Raw genomic sequence first — 14,433 nt, 5'->3', positions numbered from 1 at the left:
GTTGCATTGCTCGACTGTGCTTAGTCTTATCTCCCGATCAACGTGGATCGCGGCTGGGGGTTCCGACCTTCTGCCACCCGGCATCATCCTAGAAAGGAACGGCATGACCGTTCACACGCTCACTCCCCGAACCGGCCAGAGCCTCCCGGTGACCGCCCAGAGCCTCCAGGTGACTGCAGTGTCGAGCAGGGAGTGGACCGTGGTCGACACTCGGTTTCCCCCGGGCGATGCGAAGTCCCTGATCGGCTTCATCGAGAAGGTGGATGATCGGTTCGAGGTGATGGAGTTCGGCGATCCGCTGAAGTTCTTCACGGCTGCGACGATGAACGCCGCGCTGGCGCAGTTGTCTCGCGCCCAGCTTTCCCGGGTGCCGACCCACGCCGCCTGATCCGGATTGCTTGCGCCGAGCTGTTTGGGGCGAGTTGCTTGCGGCGAGTTGAGAGAAGTCGCCGCACAAAGCGCCGTCTGGGGCAACTAATCGCAACTCGATGGCCTCTTAACCGCGAGATTGCGAAAAGTCACCCATAGAAGGATGTTTTCGGTGACTTTTTGCCTTTTCGCTGCGGGTTGAGCAATGCGGGTTGAGCAATGCGGCGGTGGGTGCGTAGACCGGGCTGGCGCGAGGATGGGCCTGCAGATGAGCACGCCAGGACACGCCGTACCGGGTTGATTAACTCGAACGTATGTTCGAAAATAAGGGATGCCCGCGCTTGCCTCCACCGCTCCGTCTTCCCTGAGGGAAGACCTGCAGGCGCGCATCCAGAATATGCAGGCCACCCGCCTGGATGAACGCTCGCTACCGACGCTGCCGGCGTTACAGGCGCTGTTGCCCGGTGGCCTGCGCCAAGGGACCGCATATTCGGTGACCGGCTCGACCACGCTGGCCATGGCCCTGCTCGCCGGCCCATCGGCGCAAGGCGCCTGGTGCGGAGTGCTCGGTATGCCCGACTTCGGCACCGAGGCCGCCTCCCGGCTCGGCATCGACCTGGCGCGGCTGGTGCTGGTGCCCACCCCGGGCAGCCAGTGGCTCACCGTAGCGGCGGCGATGACGGATGTTCTGAGCGTGGTCGTTGCGCGCTCCCCCGCCCGTATCGCCCCGGCCGAAACCTCCCGGCTCGGTGCGCGGCTGAGGCAACGGGGGTCGACCCTCGTCGTGCTGGGCGACTGGCCGGGGGCGGATGCCACCCTGACCGTGGTGGGCGACTCCTGGCGAGGACTCGGTGTCGGCCACGGCTACCTGTCGACGCGGCGGCTCGAGGTGGAGGTCAGCGGCCGGAATGGGATGCACCAGGCTCGGCGCAGGCAGTTGACGTTCCCCCTCGAGGAGAGTGGGGCATCCGAATTCCCTGAACTCAGTGCTGTCACGGAACTCAGTGCTGTCACGGATGTCGCGAACCCCGGAATCGCAGGATAACCATGTCGAGCATGAACCCGCTTCGGGTGGTGGTGGTGTGGTGTCCCGATTGGCCGATCGTGGCGGCGGTGACAGCGGGCTTGCTTCCCGATGGCACCCCAGTTGCCTTGATCGACCGTGGCGAGGTGGTGGCCTGCTCCATCGAAGCCCGCCGCAACGGGGTTCGGCGTGGGTTGCGGCTGCGTGAGGCGCAGGCCCGTTGTCCCGAACTGGCGACCATCCCCTACGACCCGGTTGCAGATGCCCGCGCCTTCGACCCGATCGTCGCCGTCATCGAGGAGCGCGTGCCGGGCGTGCAGGTGCTGCGTTCGGGCCTTGCCACCGTGCGTGCTCGGGGCGCCGCCCGCTACTACCGCGGGGAGGATCGCGCCGCCAGCGAACTGCTGGGCGCACTCGGCCGGTTCACCGCCATCAACGACGCCCGAATCGGCATAGCCGACGGCATCTTCGCCGCCGAGCAGGCCGCCTACCGCACCGCGCCGCACCAGCGCACCCTGATCGTGCCGACCGGGGCGTCACCGCAGTTCCTTGCCCCGTTGCCCATCGACGCCCTGTCGACCAGTTCCAGGGGTGAGCCGAAGCTGGTCCCTCTCCTGAAGCGGCTGGGGGCAGGCACGCTGGGCGATTTTGCGGCCCTGAACGAGACGGATGTCCGTGCCCGCTTCGGCGAGGGCGGCGCCCGCGCCCACGCGCAGGCCGCCGGCCGGGACCCTCGTCCGGTGACAGCACGTGTCCCGGAGAAGGACTTCGACCAGGTGGCCCTGTTCGAGCCGCCGCTCGACCGGATCGAGACGGTCGCGTTCGCGTTCCGCTCGGCAGCCGACTCTTTCGTGGCCGGCATCACCACGGCGAAGCTGGTCTGCACGGCCATCCGGGTGGTGGTCGACACCGAGTCCGGCGCATCCTCGGAGCGGGAGTGGGCGCATCCGCGACACTTCACCGCGGCCGAGGTCCTCGACCGGGTGCGCTGGCAATTGCAGGGCGCGGGCGGCGAACTCGCCTCCCCGGTGACCCGGGTGCGGGTCTCCCCCGTACGAGTCGACGCGATCGGCAACCACGAGGCCGGGCTGTGGGGGCACGCTCCGGACGAACGCATCCATCACGGCCTGTCGCGCATCCAGAGCATGCTCGGCCATGATGCTGTGCTCACCGCGGTGGCCGGGGGCGGGCGGATGCTCGCCGAGCGTCGCGTGCTGGTGCCCTGGGGCGACGCTCCGCCGGCCTCAGCGGTAGCGACGGCAACACGTCCCTGGCCGGGCAGCCTGCCCGACCCACCCCCGGCCACCGTGTTCGAGCAGCTGCAGCCCGTTCAGGTGCTGGATGCCGCGGGCACCGTGGTCGAAGTCGATGCGCGGGGAACGGTCAGCGCTCCCCCGGCGTGGCTGTGCCAGTCGATATTGGGCCAGTCGGTATCGGGCCAGTCGGTATCGGGCCAGTCGGTATTGGGCCAGTCGGTATCGGGCCAGGCCGGCGGGGACCGGCGGGCCGTCACCCATTGGGCCGGGCCGTGGCCGCTGCAGCAGCGCTGGTGGGATGCCGCCCGCAGCAGGCGGGCCACCCGGTTCCAGCTGGTGGACGAACGGGGCGAGGCCTGGCTGGTGCTGCGGGAGAACGACCGCTGGTGGGCGGAAGCCCGGTACGACTAACCGTCGGAACCAACTACTGAAAGGGACCTGAGATGGGCTGGAACAACCCGCCGGTCAGCTGGGCGCAGCTCGAGCGCGCCCTCTCCGGTTCTCCCCTGCCCGAGGTGTGGAAGCAGCGGGAGGCGCCGGCACTCCCTGAACGCCCCACCGGGCCGGTGGTCCCCTACGCCGAGCTGCACGTGCACTCCCACTACAGCTTCCTCGACGGCGCATCCTCGCCGGAGCAACTGGTGGCCGAAGCCACCAGGCTGGGCCTGCACGGCATCGGACTCACCGACCACGACGGCCTCTACGGCATCGTACGGATGGCCGAAGCGACAGAAGTATCCACCCTGAAAACGGTGTTCGGAGCGGAGCTGTCGCTCGGGCTCAGCAAGCCGCAGAACGGGGAGCCAGACCCGCAAGGGCACCACCTGGTGGTGCTGGCCCGCCGCGAGGATGGGTACCACCGGCTGGCCGGCGCCATCACCACCGCGCAGTTGGCCGCCGACGCCGAGAAGGGGCGACCGGTTTATGACCTGGATGCGCTGGCGACTGCGGCATCCGGTCACTGGCTGGTGCTGACCGGATGCCGCAAGGGTGCGGTGCGAAGGGCCCTGGCCAGTGAGGGGGCGGATGCTGCGGCACGGGAGGTCGACCGACTGGTCGATCGCTTCGGCAGGGACAACGTGGTGGTCGAGCTGTTCGACCAGGGCAACCCGCTGGACACCACGCACAACGACGCGCTGGCCGGCATCGCCGCACGGGCCGGCCTGCCCTACCTGGCCACCAATGTCGCCCACTACGCCAGCCCGGCGGATGCTCCGCTCGCCGCAGCCCTGGCCGCCGTTCGCGCGCACCGGAGCCTGGACGAACTGGACGGCTGGCTGCCGGCATCCGATGGCGCCCACCTGCGCAGCGGAGCGGAGATGGCCGCCCGCTTCGCCCGCTACCCGGGAGCCGTGGAGCGCACGGTTGAGGTAGCCGATGACCTGTCGTTCCAGCTGCGCGCGGTGCGACCGAAACTGCCGAAGCAGGAGGTGCCGGCCGGACACACCTCGATGTCGTGGCTGCGGGAACTGGTCTGGAGGGGGGTGGACAAGCACTACCCGAACGCGGCGCCCAGTGTGCACGAGCGCATCGAGAAAGAGCTCGCGGTGATCGAGGCGAAGGACTTCCCCGGCTACTTCCTGATCGTGCACGACATCGTGCAGTTCGCCCGTGGCCGCGGCATCCTCTGCCAGGGTCGCGGCTCGGCCGCGAACTCGGCCGTCTGCTACGCGCTGGACATCACCGCGGTCGACTCGATCTTCTATGACCTGCCGTTCGAGCGGTTCCTGTCCAGCCTGCGTGAGGAGGAGCCCGATATCGACGTCGACTTCGACTCCGACCGGCGGGAGGAGGTCATCCAGTACGTCTACGAGAAGTACGGTCGCCGCAACGCCGCCCAGGTGGCGAACGTGATCAGCTACCGGCCGAAGAATGCCGTTCGGGACATGGCCAAGGCTCTCGGGTTCAGTCCGGGGCAGCAGGATGCCTGGTCGAAGCAGATCGACTCGTGGACCGACGTGTCAGCGGAGGGCACCGACATCCCCCAGCCAGTGGTCGACCTGGCCAGGCAGGTGCTGCGTTTTCCGCGGCATCTGGGCATCCACTCCGGCGGCATGGTACTCACCGATCGCCCAGTCGGCGAAGTATGCCCGATCGAGCATGCACGCATGGAGAACCGCACGGTGCTGCAGTGGGACAAGGACGATTGCGCCTGGATGGGCCTGGTCAAGTTCGACCTGCTCGGCCTCGGCATGCTCGCCGCCCTGCAATATGCCTTCGACCTCATCGACGAGTCCCTGGGCGAGCGATGGACCATCGGCAGCATCCCCCGGGAGGAGCAAGGGGTCTACGACATGCTCTGCCGGGCGGATGCGATCGGCGTCTTCCAGGTGGAGAGCCGGGCCCAGATGGCTACCCTCCCCCGGCTGAAGCCGCGCCGCTACTACGACCTGGTGGTCGAGATCGCGCTCATCCGCCCCGGCCCGATCCAGGGCGGGGCGGTGCACCCGTACATCCGCCGGCGCACCGGCGAGGAGGCGGTGAGCTATCCGCATCCGCTGCTCGAACCGGTGCTGGAGCGCACGCTGGGCGTTCCGCTGTTCCAGGAGCAGCTCATGCAGATGGCGGTGGCGGTCGGTGGTTGCACCCCCGAGGACGCCGACCTGCTGCGGCGGGCGATGGGGTCCAAGCGCGGCATCGAGAAGATCGAGACCCTCAGGGCGAAGCTCTACGAGGGGATGGCGTCCAATGGCATCACCGGCGAGGTGGCCGACAACATCTACTCGCGCATCCAGGCATTCGCCAACTTCGGGTTCGCCGAATCCCACTCGCTGAGTTTCGCGGTGCTGGTCTACGCCAGTTCGTGGATCAAGCTGCACTACCCTGCGGTGTTCCTCGCCGCCCTGCTGCGAGCCCAGCCGATGGGGTTCTACTCGCCGGCCACGCTGGTGGCGGATGCTCGCAGGCACGGTGTCGAGGTGCGTCGCCCCGACATCCAGCACTCCACGGCGGAGGCGCAACTCGAGCCCGTAAAGCGGGTCGAGCTTGTCGAGACCGGTCGAGCTTGCCGAGGCAGCGACCCAACCGGCACCCCCGCCTGCCTCGACTTCGAGCAACCCCCCATCGGCCCGTTCGACCGCAAGGCCAGCGATCCCCGCGACCACCGCCGCGATGGCGGCTACGCCGTGCGGCTGGGACTCGCCGCTGTAACCAGCATCGGAAAGGACCTGGCCGAGCGCATCGTCAGCGAACGGGACGAGTGCGGCCCGTTCCGCGACCTGGCCGACCTCTCCCGCAGGGTCGGGCTCAACACCGACCAGCTGGAGGCACTGGCATCCGCCGGGGCGTTCGACTCCCTCGGGGTGAACCGGCGGGAGGCGCTCTGGGAGGCAGGCTCCGCCGCGCTGGAGAAGCCGGACTTCCTCGAGGGCACCCGGGTCACGGTGCAGCCTCCACTGCTGCCCATCCTCACGGCGGCCGAGCAGATGGCCTACGACCTGTGGGCGACCGGTATCTCGACGGATGACCACCCCATCCGTCACGTCCGCTCCTCCCTGGCCGGGCGCGGTGCCCTCAGCATCGAGCAGCTGGAGTCGGCGGAGACCGGCCGGCGCATCGAGGTGGGCGGGGTGGTCACCCACCGGCAGCGCCCGCAGACGGCGAGCGGGATGACTTTCCTGAACCTGGAGGATGAGACGGGCATCCTGAACGTGATCGCCAGCGTCGGTGTGTGGAACCGCTACCGTCGGGTTGCCCGGGAGGCACCGGCCATGGTGATCCGAGGCATCCTGGAGCGCTCCCCCGACGGGGTGACCAACCTGATCGCCGACCGGTTCGAAACCCTCAGCATCGGCGCCAGAACCACCTCCCGCGACTTCCGCTGAGCCGACACTCCTGCATAACGCCGCCGCGCGCCCTTTTCGGTGACGCGCGCCCGAAATCATGCCCGCGAACCACTGGAGACACCGCGCGGCGGGATGGAAGAGGCACTCGTGTCACTTAAACCGAGCGAGCGGTGTCTCCCCTTGTAGCAGCCAATACTGCAGACCAGCACTTCGCTGGGTTCGTCGAAAGGAACAACCATGCCCCGCATCCCGCTCACCCACCCCCGCACACTGAAGACGCGCGTCATGGAGTGGTACAGCCGCCGCAACTACGGCGACGTGCTGGAGCCTGGGCTGGTCGCGTTCCACAACCCGAAGGTGCTCGCCACGATGATCCGGCACGAGTCGAGCGTCGCGAAGTGGAACACGCTCGACCCGACGCTGAAGGCCCTGGCCACCATGGCATCCGCAGCCGAGATCGGCTGCAGTTGGTGCCTCGACTTCGGGTTCTGGGAAGCGCACAACCACGGAGTCGACCAAGCCAAGCTGCGAGCGATCAGCTCCGGCGCGGACAGCCCCGCCTACTCGCCGCTGGAAAAGGCGGTCATCGAATACGCTGTGGCCATGACCCAGACTCCGCCCGCCGTCACCGACGATATGGTCGCCGGGCTGCGCGAGCAGTTGAGCGACGCGGAACTGGTGGAACTCACCGCCATCATCGCGCTCGAGAACCAGCGTTCCCGCACCAACGCCGCCATGGGCCTCACCAGCCAGGGCTTCAAGGACCAGTGCGAGCTGGACACCAGCCGCGCGTGAGCGACACCACCAGCAAGGCCGCCACCGGCAAAGCCATCGCCAGCAACGCTGCCCTGTTCGCCGAGCATCGCCGCGAGTTGGTGGCGGCCGCCTACCGGGTGCTGGGCAGCATCTCCGATGCCGAAGACGTCGTGCAGGAGACCTGGCTCCGCTGGGCCGAGGTGGATACCGGCAGCATCGAGCACCCGCGGGCCTACCTCCTCAAGGCCACCACCCGGCAGGCGCTGAACCACCTGAGGCATCACGCGCGCCTGCGCGAGACGTACATCGGACCGTGGCTGCCTGAGCCGCTCAGTTCCCACCACGATCCGGCAGCGGATGCCACGGTGGAGGTCGCCGAATCCGTCTCGCTCGCGATGCTCGTGGTGCTGGAAACCCTGTCCCCAGCCGAGCGGGCGACTTTCGTGCTGCACGATGTTTTCGGGCTGCCGTTTGCGGAGGTGGCGAGCGCGCTCGACCGCAGCCAGGCATCCGTTCGCCAACTCGCGCATCGCGCTCGTGAGCACGTGGAGGCTCGGGCGCCGAGGCATCCGGTCGACCACTCCACCCATCGGCAGGTCACCGAACGCTTCCTGAAGGCTGCCGTCGGCGGATCGCTGGAGTCCCTGCTCTCGCTGCTCGCCCCGGACGTGGTGATGTACAACGATGGCGGCGGCCTGCGCAAGGCAGCCCTGAAACCGGTGCGCACGCCCGAGCACGTACTCCGTTTCACGCTCGGAGTGATGACCAAACCGGATGCCCCGACCCGCTACGAACTGGCCGAAGTCAACGGGCATGCCGCCATCGTCGGCTACACCGATGCCGGGGTGGACACATTGATCTCCCTGGTGCTCGACGGCGGGGTCGTCACCGAGATCTACGTGGTGAGGAATCCGGAGAAGCTGAGACGGGTCGCTTCCGGCTGAAGCTCGGAGCCGGTTTTCAGTGTGCGCGGTTATCGTGCGCCACGACGCGAGAGTCGCGCCGACGGGAGGCCCAGATGACCCATCTTGCATCCGATGAGGAACTGAAGACGATTGCCGAGCTCATCAAGGCGTCGAAGATCGCCCTGGTGACCACACGCTCAGAGCACGGCGACCTGCACAGCCGGCCGCTGGCCACCCAGGAGGCCGAGTTCTCCGGCGAACTGTGGTTCTTCACCCAGGACCCGAGCGAGAAGGTCACCGACATCCTGGTGAACCCCCAGGTGAACGCCGCATTCGAATCGGGAAAGGGCTACCTGTCGATCGCCGGTAATGCGGAGATCGTGCACGACCGGGAGAAGGTCGACGAGTACTGGTCACCGGCCGTTGAAGCCTGGTTTCCGGAAGGGAAGGACGACCCGACCGTCGCCCTGATCCGGGTGCGTCCGGTATCGGCCGAGTTCTGGGCACGAGACACGCCCGGCGTGGTCGCGGTCTTCAAGATGGCCAAGGCCGCTCTCACCGGCGGGCAGCCCGACGTCGGCGACAACCGCGCGGTCGACCTGTAACCACTCCCGATGATCAGACGGGCCGCATCACGGCTCGAAGATTGAGGTCGCAATGAAGCGGATGCGTGGTTCCATCCGTCGCACCCTCGCGCCCAGCATCCGCCCGGCAAGGCTGCTGCTCGCACTGAAGACGGCGATCGCCGCCGGGCTCGCCTGGCCGATCGCCCACCTGCTGCCGGGAACGGTCGACGAGTACTCCTACTACGCCCCTCTCGGTGCGCTGATCAGCATGATGCCGACCCTGATGGGGTCACTGCGGGCGAGCCTGCAGACGGTGCTGGGGCTCGCGATCGGCATCGGATTGGCCTGGGCTGTGATCCAAAGCCCGTTGCCCAGCACAGCGAGCGTGCCACTGGCCGTCGGTCTCGGTGTGCTGCTCGGCGGACTCCGGGGGCTGGGCGCCGGACGCGACTATGTGCCGATCGCCGCGCTCTTCGTGCTCATCATCGGCGGCGCCCAGGCCGAGGACTACTCGCTCGGTTACGTGGTGCAGATGGGCGTCGGGATGGCGATCGGGATCGTTGTCAACCTGGTCATCGTCCCGCCGCTGAGGATGCGGGAGTCGGCGAACGAGATCATCGGGCTGCGACAGGACATCGCCGACAACCTCGACAGCATGGCAGGCGCCCTCATGGAGCGGTGGCCGCCCGAACAGCAGGACTGGCTCGACGGGGTGGAGTCGCTGGAGTCCTCCCTCCGGGCAGCCGAGCCAGTCATTGAGGATGCTCGAGAAAGCCGGCGGATCAATCCGAGGGTCTGGTGGCATCGATACGACCTGCAGGAGGACTACGACGACCTCGCCGCCCTCGGGACACTCGGGCGTCACACTCGCGAGCTCAGCGAGACGATGACGGCCGCAATCTGGGCGGACCCGGTGCCTGTCCAGCTTCCCGAGGAACTGCGGGAACCACTGAGCGTCGCCCTCGCCGGGATGGCCGAGCTGGTGCGAGCCTGGAACGAGCGCCTCGGGGAAGCAGAGGCCGCGCAGGCAGCCGAGCAGGCCATCGACAACGTGGACAGGCGGGAACTGCCGCCATCTGCTCCACACGCCGTACTCGAAACCACCACGTTCACATTGAGGCGGATGCTCGCGACGGTTCAGACGCGCATCTCTTCGCGCTCAGCGTAAGCGTTGTCTTGTGCTGTTCCAGTGTCGGTGGAATAAGGCAGACTACTGAAGGCGTTTCCACAGTGCGCCCATTCACCCCTTCTTCTCGACAAGGACCGCTCTTGCCTGAATCATCCTCCTCTCCGGTCCTGGGCTCCACAGGCGCCGACTCGCCAGCCGCCGACTCGCCAGAAACCGACTCGATAGGGGCCGCGGAGGCTGCGCGCATCGCCTCACGGGACAAGCTGGTGATCGGCCTGCTGCTGATCTCCGCCTTCGTCGTCATCCTCAACGAGACCATCATGAGTGTTGCCGTGCCTGTGCTCATGGCCGACCTGGGCATCGCAGCGAGCTCCGCCCAGTGGCTGACCACGGCGTTCATGCTCACCATGGCGGTCGTCATCCCCATCACCGGATTCCTGCTGCAACGTTTCCACACCCGCAGCATCTTCCTGGCGGCAATGACGTTCTTCAGCCTGGGAACGCTCATCTCGGCGCTCGCTCCCGGCTTCGAGGTGCTGGTCGCCGGGCGCGTCGTGCAGGCAACCGGTACCGCCATCATGATGCCGCTGCTGATGACAACGGTGATGACGCTGGTTCCCCCGGCGTCGCGCGGCAAGACGATGGGGAACATCTCGATCGTCATGTCGGTCGCCCCGGCGATCGGCCCGACCATTTCCGGCCTCATCCTCAGCGTGCTGGACTGGCGCTGGATGTTCTGGCTGGTGCTCCCGATCGCGATTGGTGCCCTCATCCTCGGAGCGACACGCATCCAGAACGTGACCGAGCCGCGGCGTATCCCGATCGACAGGCTCTCCGTCGTGCTGTCGGCGTTCGCCTTCGGGGGGTTGATCTACGGGCTGAGCAGCCTGGGCGAGGCGGCCCGCGGCGAGGTCGTGATGCCGGTCTGGATTCCACTCGTCATCGGAGGCGTGTCACTCGCCCTGTTCACCATCAGACAGCTCAAGCTGCAGCGCACCGACAGCGCCCTGCTCGACCTGCGCACCTTCACGTCGAAGACGTTCACCATTTCGACGTCGATGCTCGTGATCAGCATGCTGGCACTCTTCGGCACCATCATCGTGCTGCCGATCTACGTGCAGAACGTTCTCGGTCTCGAGCCGCTGGTCACCGGCCTGCTGCTGCTGCCGGGTGGCCTGCTGATGGGGCTTCTCGGCCCGATCGTCGGCCGCATCTACGACAAGCACGGCCCCACCGTACTGGTTGTCCCGGGCTCGATCATCGTCAGCGTCGTGTTCTGGGGAATGACCCTTCTCGATGAGGGCACGCCGTTCATCTTCGTGCTGATCGCCCACCTCGGGTTGAGCGTCGGTCTTGCCGGGCTGTTCACGCCCGTCTTCACGTCCGCCCTCGGGTCGCTCCAGCCGCACCTGTACTCGCACGGCAGCGCCATCATCGGCACCGTGCAGCAATTGGCCGGTGCGGCAGGTACGGCACTGTTCATCACCGTGATGACCGCACAATCCGTCGCCCTGAGCGCCGGTGAGACTCCGGATGTCGCGGCGACAGCCAGCGGCATTCAGGCCGCCTTCCTCTCCGGCGCGATCCTGTCACTGGTGGCGGTTGCGGTGTCGTTCTTCGTGCGGAAGCCCGCCGATGCGCTGGAGGAGAGCACAGCCCCGGTCCACTAGAAACCAGAGGTCAGGGCTCGACGCGCGGTCGGATCAGGCGAATACTGAGGGAATGGAACTGTACCTCTGGATCGGATTGATCAGCTTCTTCATCGTCGGCCTGGTGCTCGGCCTGCTCGCGTTGATCGCCATGGTGCGAAACTCCGGCCGTCACTGAGCCCACCGCCACTGGCCTCTGAGCGAGGGGCGCTGCAGCCGCTACTCCCCGAGCGCCTCGTTAAGCCGCTCCATCTTGCCGGTGAGCTCTCCGGTGTGTCCGGGGCGGATGTCTGCCTTCAGTACCAGCGAAACCCGCGACCCGAACTCGCCGACAGCATCCGTCGCCTGTTTGATGACGGCAAACACCTCGTCCCACTCGCCCTCAATGGTGGTGAACATGGAATCGGTCTGGTTGGGCAGCCCGGACTCGCGCACGATCTTGACCGCGGCGGCCACCGCGTCGTGCATTGAACCGTCGGTACGACCGGTTCCGCTGGGGGCTACTGAGAATGCGACGAGCATCGTTCCTCCTGAGATCTGACACCAGTCTAAGCACGGTCCGACTCGGTCTGGCGAGCCTGGAGGCAGCCATCCAGAACAACGTGATCTTCGATCAATCGATGCGAATTCAACGGCAGACGGGCATGATCGACCCATGGAACTCTCGGCTGCCGACCCCATCGCTCCCATGCTTGCCAAGGCACTGGACGCTGTTCCCGAACCGGAGTCCGTGACCGGCGGCCTCAGCTACGAGCCGAAATGGGACGGCTTCCGCGCGATCGTCTACTTCGACGGCACCAACACCGAGATCGGCAGCCGCGGTTCCAAGATGCTGACGCGTTATTTTCCGGAACTGACGGATGCTTTTGCCCGCCTCCTTCCCGGCCCTTGCGTTCTCGATGGCGAGATCATCGTGCGCATGGGCGAGCCTGGCAACGAAAGGCTCGACTGGGAGGCGCTCTCCCAGCGGATCCACCCGGCGGAGAGCCGCGTCCGCAAGCTGGCTGTCGAGACCCCGGCCGCGTTCGTCGCCTTCGACTTGCTCGGGTTGGGGGCGGACAGCCTCCTCGACCGGCCGTTCGCTGAGCGCCGTGAGGCACTCGAAAAGCTCGCGATGGCACTGCCGGCGCCCATCCACCTTTCCCAGACGACGACGGATGTCGACCTTGCCCGCCGCTGGCTGGTCGAGTTCGAGGGCGCTGGGCTCGACGGGGTGGTGGCCAAGCCTCTGGCCGCACCGTATTTCCCCGGAAAGCGCGTCATGCTGAAGGTGAAGCACCGGCGCACTGCAGACGTTGTTCTTCTCGGCTACCGGGTGCACAAGAGTGGCCAGGGCGTCGGATCGCTACTGCTCGGGCTGTACGACGGCGAAGGCGTTCTCAGGAACGTCGGCGGAGCATCCGCCTTCAGCGATCAGAAGCGCCTGGAGCTGGTCGATGAGCTGGAACCACTGGTGACGCGCGACGAGTCGGGTGCTGTGTTGACGGGGGCGACCGATCGCAGCCGGTTCTCGTCGGGTAAGGACGTGTCGTTCGTGAAGCTCGAGCCGTCGAGGGTGTTGGAGGTTCGCTACGACCAGATGGAGGGCTCCCGGTTCCGTCACACCGTGCAGTTCGACCGTTGGCGGCCCGACCGCGAACCAACATCGTGCACCTTCGAGCAACTCGAGATCCCGGTCGCGTACGACCTGAACGAAGTGCTGGTCTAACTCAGCTCTAGGCCGCGACGGCCACTGCCGGCGTCAGTTCGGCCCAGTACTCGGCGGCGACACCAACCCAGCCGCAACCCTCGCCCTGGCATTCGAACACGATCATCGGCTCGTCCGCGTCCGCCCACAGTGCAAGCCCGCCGCTCGCGGTCTCTGCGGCGCATTCCGGGCAATTCGTGATCTCCATGCCACAAGGGTAAATCGAGGGTCCGACATCGCCGCGCAACCAGCCGGGCGCGTCACTCAGTTCGCAGGTGTCAATCCTTTTTCGCCCGGCTCGGCTGCACGCGGGGCGGCTCCCCCGGCATCTTCGGATAGTCGGGCGGGAAGGGAAGTTCTCCGAGGCCGGATGCCAGGTCCCGCTCCCACCAGCCCAGCAGCGTGTCGATCTTTCCGGGACTCTCGTGCAACTGCGCCCACGGGTCGCCAACGGTTCTCAGCCGCTCCGGCATGGTCAGGATCGTGTAGTCGGTCGGGTCCGCATTCTCCAGTTCTTCCCAGTTCACCGGGCATGACACCGGGGCGTGCGGCAGCGCCCGTGGGCTGTAGGCGCCGGCCATGGTGCGGTCCCGGTTGGCCTGGTTGAAGTCGGCGAAGATCCGCTCCCCGCGTTCCTCCTTCCACCAATTGGTGGTGACCGCCTCCGGCATCCGTCGCTCCAACTCCCTCGAGGCGGCAATGACGGCGTGGCGCACGTCGAGGAATTCGTGGGTCGGCTCGATAGGAGCGAAGACGTGCAGGCCGCGGTTGCCGGATGTCTTCACCCAGGCGTCCAGGCCGGCCTCCTCAAGGACCTTCCTCAGTTCGATGGCCGCGGGGATGGCGTCATCGAAATCGGTTCCCGGCTGCGGGTCGAGGTCGATGCGCAGCTGGTCGGGGTTGTCGGAGTTCCCTGCGCGCGACGGCCAGGGGTGGAACACGATCGTGTTCATCTGCACCGCCCACACTGCGGCTGCCGGTTCATCGATGACGAGCTGCGGATGCGTCCGCGCGCTGGGGTAGACCACCATCACCGAGCGCACATAGTCTGGCGCCCCCTTCGGCGGGTTCTTGGAGAAGAACTGTTCACCGTCGACGCCCTCAGGGAATCGCTGGAGGGAGAGTGGCCTGTCGCCGTTGGCGGCCACGAAAGGCTCACCGACCTCGATCAGGTAGTTGGCCAGGTCGCGCTTGGTGATCCCGAGGTCTGGCCACAGCACCCGGTCGGGGCTGGAGAGCCGCACCTCCCTGGTGCCGTTCGGTCCGTCGACGGTGAGCATCTCTGCAGCGCTGGCCATAGCGATAAG

General features: G+C 67.0%; 13 protein-coding genes. 10 read left to right on the top strand and 3 right to left on the bottom strand.

Annotated elements, in window-relative coordinates; all coding sequences use genetic code 11:
- Positions 1 to 103 precede the first annotated feature (103 nt).
- From ACX3PH_RS10515 to ACX3PH_RS10475, 9 genes are all read left to right on the top strand, one after another.
- Positions 104 to 388: a hypothetical protein gene (locus tag ACX3PH_RS10515; RefSeq protein WP_459092197.1), complete on the top strand. Its 285-nt coding sequence runs from the start codon at positions 104 to 106 to the stop codon at positions 386 to 388.
- Positions 389 to 700: 312 nt separating this feature from the next.
- Positions 701 to 1,414: a hypothetical protein gene (locus ACX3PH_RS10510; protein ID WP_459092195.1), complete on the top strand. Its 714-nt coding sequence runs from the start codon at positions 701 to 703 to the stop codon at positions 1,412 to 1,414.
- Positions 1,415 to 1,416: 2 nt separating this feature from the next.
- Positions 1,417 to 3,060, top strand: a complete 1,644-nt coding sequence (locus ACX3PH_RS10505; protein WP_459092193.1) for a DNA polymerase Y family protein — start codon at positions 1,417 to 1,419, stop codon at positions 3,058 to 3,060.
- Between the two features lie 32 nt (positions 3,061 to 3,092).
- On the top strand, positions 3,093 to 6,473 hold the full coding sequence (locus tag ACX3PH_RS10500; protein ID WP_459092191.1) for an error-prone DNA polymerase: 3,381 nt from the start codon (positions 3,093 to 3,095) through the stop codon (positions 6,471 to 6,473).
- A 198-nt stretch (positions 6,474 to 6,671) separates the two neighbouring features.
- The gene (locus ACX3PH_RS10495; RefSeq protein ID WP_459092189.1) at positions 6,672 to 7,229 is read left to right on the top strand and encodes a carboxymuconolactone decarboxylase family protein; all 558 of its coding nucleotides are present in this window, start codon (positions 6,672 to 6,674) and stop codon (positions 7,227 to 7,229) included.
- Entirely contained in the window at positions 7,226 to 8,134 is a 909-nt protein-coding gene (gene sigJ, locus ACX3PH_RS10490; protein ID WP_459092187.1) for an RNA polymerase sigma factor SigJ, read from the top strand. The genes ACX3PH_RS10495 and sigJ overlap by 4 nt, the downstream gene beginning before the upstream one ends.
- A gap of 74 nt (positions 8,135 to 8,208) precedes the next feature.
- Positions 8,209 to 8,700 carry a pyridoxamine 5'-phosphate oxidase family protein gene (locus ACX3PH_RS10485; RefSeq protein ID WP_459092185.1) on the top strand — a complete coding sequence of 164 codons (492 nt, stop codon included), beginning with the start codon at positions 8,209 to 8,211 and terminating at the stop codon, positions 8,698 to 8,700.
- Positions 8,701 to 8,752: 52 nt separating this feature from the next.
- Positions 8,753 to 9,829, top strand: a complete 1,077-nt coding sequence (locus tag ACX3PH_RS10480; protein WP_459092183.1) for an FUSC family protein — start codon at positions 8,753 to 8,755, stop codon at positions 9,827 to 9,829.
- Between the two features lie 101 nt (positions 9,830 to 9,930).
- A complete protein-coding gene (locus tag ACX3PH_RS10475) occupies positions 9,931 to 11,460 on the top strand; it encodes an MDR family MFS transporter (RefSeq protein ID WP_459092181.1) in 1,530 nt (509 codons plus the stop codon).
- Positions 11,461 to 11,658: 198 nt separating this feature from the next.
- Here ACX3PH_RS10475 and ACX3PH_RS10470 read toward each other — a convergent pair whose 3' ends face one another.
- Complete coding sequence (locus ACX3PH_RS10470) at positions 11,659 to 11,961, bottom strand: thiamine-binding protein (RefSeq protein ID WP_459092179.1); 303 nt, start codon at positions 11,959 to 11,961, stop codon at positions 11,659 to 11,661.
- 133 nt (positions 11,962 to 12,094) lie between these two features.
- On the opposite strand from ACX3PH_RS10470, the gene ACX3PH_RS10465 reads away from it, so the two are divergent.
- Entirely contained in the window at positions 12,095 to 13,147 is a 1,053-nt protein-coding gene (locus tag ACX3PH_RS10465) for an ATP-dependent DNA ligase (protein ID WP_459092177.1), read from the top strand.
- Between the two features lie 7 nt (positions 13,148 to 13,154).
- On the opposite strand, the gene ACX3PH_RS10460 is transcribed toward ACX3PH_RS10465, so the two are convergent.
- The gene (locus tag ACX3PH_RS10460; protein WP_459092175.1) at positions 13,155 to 13,334 is read right to left on the bottom strand and encodes a hypothetical protein; all 180 of its coding nucleotides are present in this window, start codon (positions 13,332 to 13,334) and stop codon (positions 13,155 to 13,157) included.
- 70 nt (positions 13,335 to 13,404) lie between these two features.
- Positions 13,405 to 14,424, bottom strand: a complete 1,020-nt coding sequence (gene ligD, locus ACX3PH_RS10455) for a non-homologous end-joining DNA ligase (protein ID WP_459092173.1) — start codon at positions 14,422 to 14,424, stop codon at positions 13,405 to 13,407.
- Positions 14,425 to 14,433 lie beyond the last annotated feature (9 nt).

Source organism: Homoserinimonas sp. A520, from assembly GCF_054489245.1.
This window is presented reverse-complemented; position numbering and strand designations above follow the sequence as displayed.

Excerpts from the sequence above, each read along its gene's own strand:
- ACX3PH_RS10515 (WP_459092197.1), top strand. The coding sequence starts at position 104 with ATGACCGTTCACACGCTCACTCCCCGAACCGGCCAGAGCCTCCCGGTG.
- ACX3PH_RS10510 (WP_459092195.1), top strand. The coding sequence starts at position 701 with ATGCCCGCGCTTGCCTCCACCGCTCCGTCTTCCCTGAGGGAAGACCTG.
- ACX3PH_RS10505 (WP_459092193.1), top strand. The coding sequence starts at position 1,417 with ATGTCGAGCATGAACCCGCTTCGGGTGGTGGTGGTGTGGTGTCCCGAT.
- ACX3PH_RS10500 (WP_459092191.1), top strand. The coding sequence starts at position 3,093 with ATGGGCTGGAACAACCCGCCGGTCAGCTGGGCGCAGCTCGAGCGCGCC.
- ACX3PH_RS10495 (WP_459092189.1), top strand. The coding sequence starts at position 6,672 with ATGCCCCGCATCCCGCTCACCCACCCCCGCACACTGAAGACGCGCGTC.
- ACX3PH_RS10485 (WP_459092185.1), top strand. The coding sequence starts at position 8,209 with ATGACCCATCTTGCATCCGATGAGGAACTGAAGACGATTGCCGAGCTC.
- ACX3PH_RS10480 (WP_459092183.1), top strand. The coding sequence starts at position 8,753 with ATGAAGCGGATGCGTGGTTCCATCCGTCGCACCCTCGCGCCCAGCATC.
- ACX3PH_RS10470 (WP_459092179.1), bottom strand. The coding sequence starts at position 11,961 with ATGCTCGTCGCATTCTCAGTAGCCCCCAGCGGAACCGGTCGTACCGAC.
- ACX3PH_RS10465 (WP_459092177.1), top strand. The coding sequence starts at position 12,095 with ATGGAACTCTCGGCTGCCGACCCCATCGCTCCCATGCTTGCCAAGGCA.
- ACX3PH_RS10460 (WP_459092175.1), bottom strand. The coding sequence starts at position 13,334 with ATGGAGATCACGAATTGCCCGGAATGCGCCGCAGAGACCGCGAGCGGC.
- ligD (WP_459092173.1), bottom strand. The coding sequence starts at position 14,424 with ATGGCCAGCGCTGCAGAGATGCTCACCGTCGACGGACCGAACGGCACC.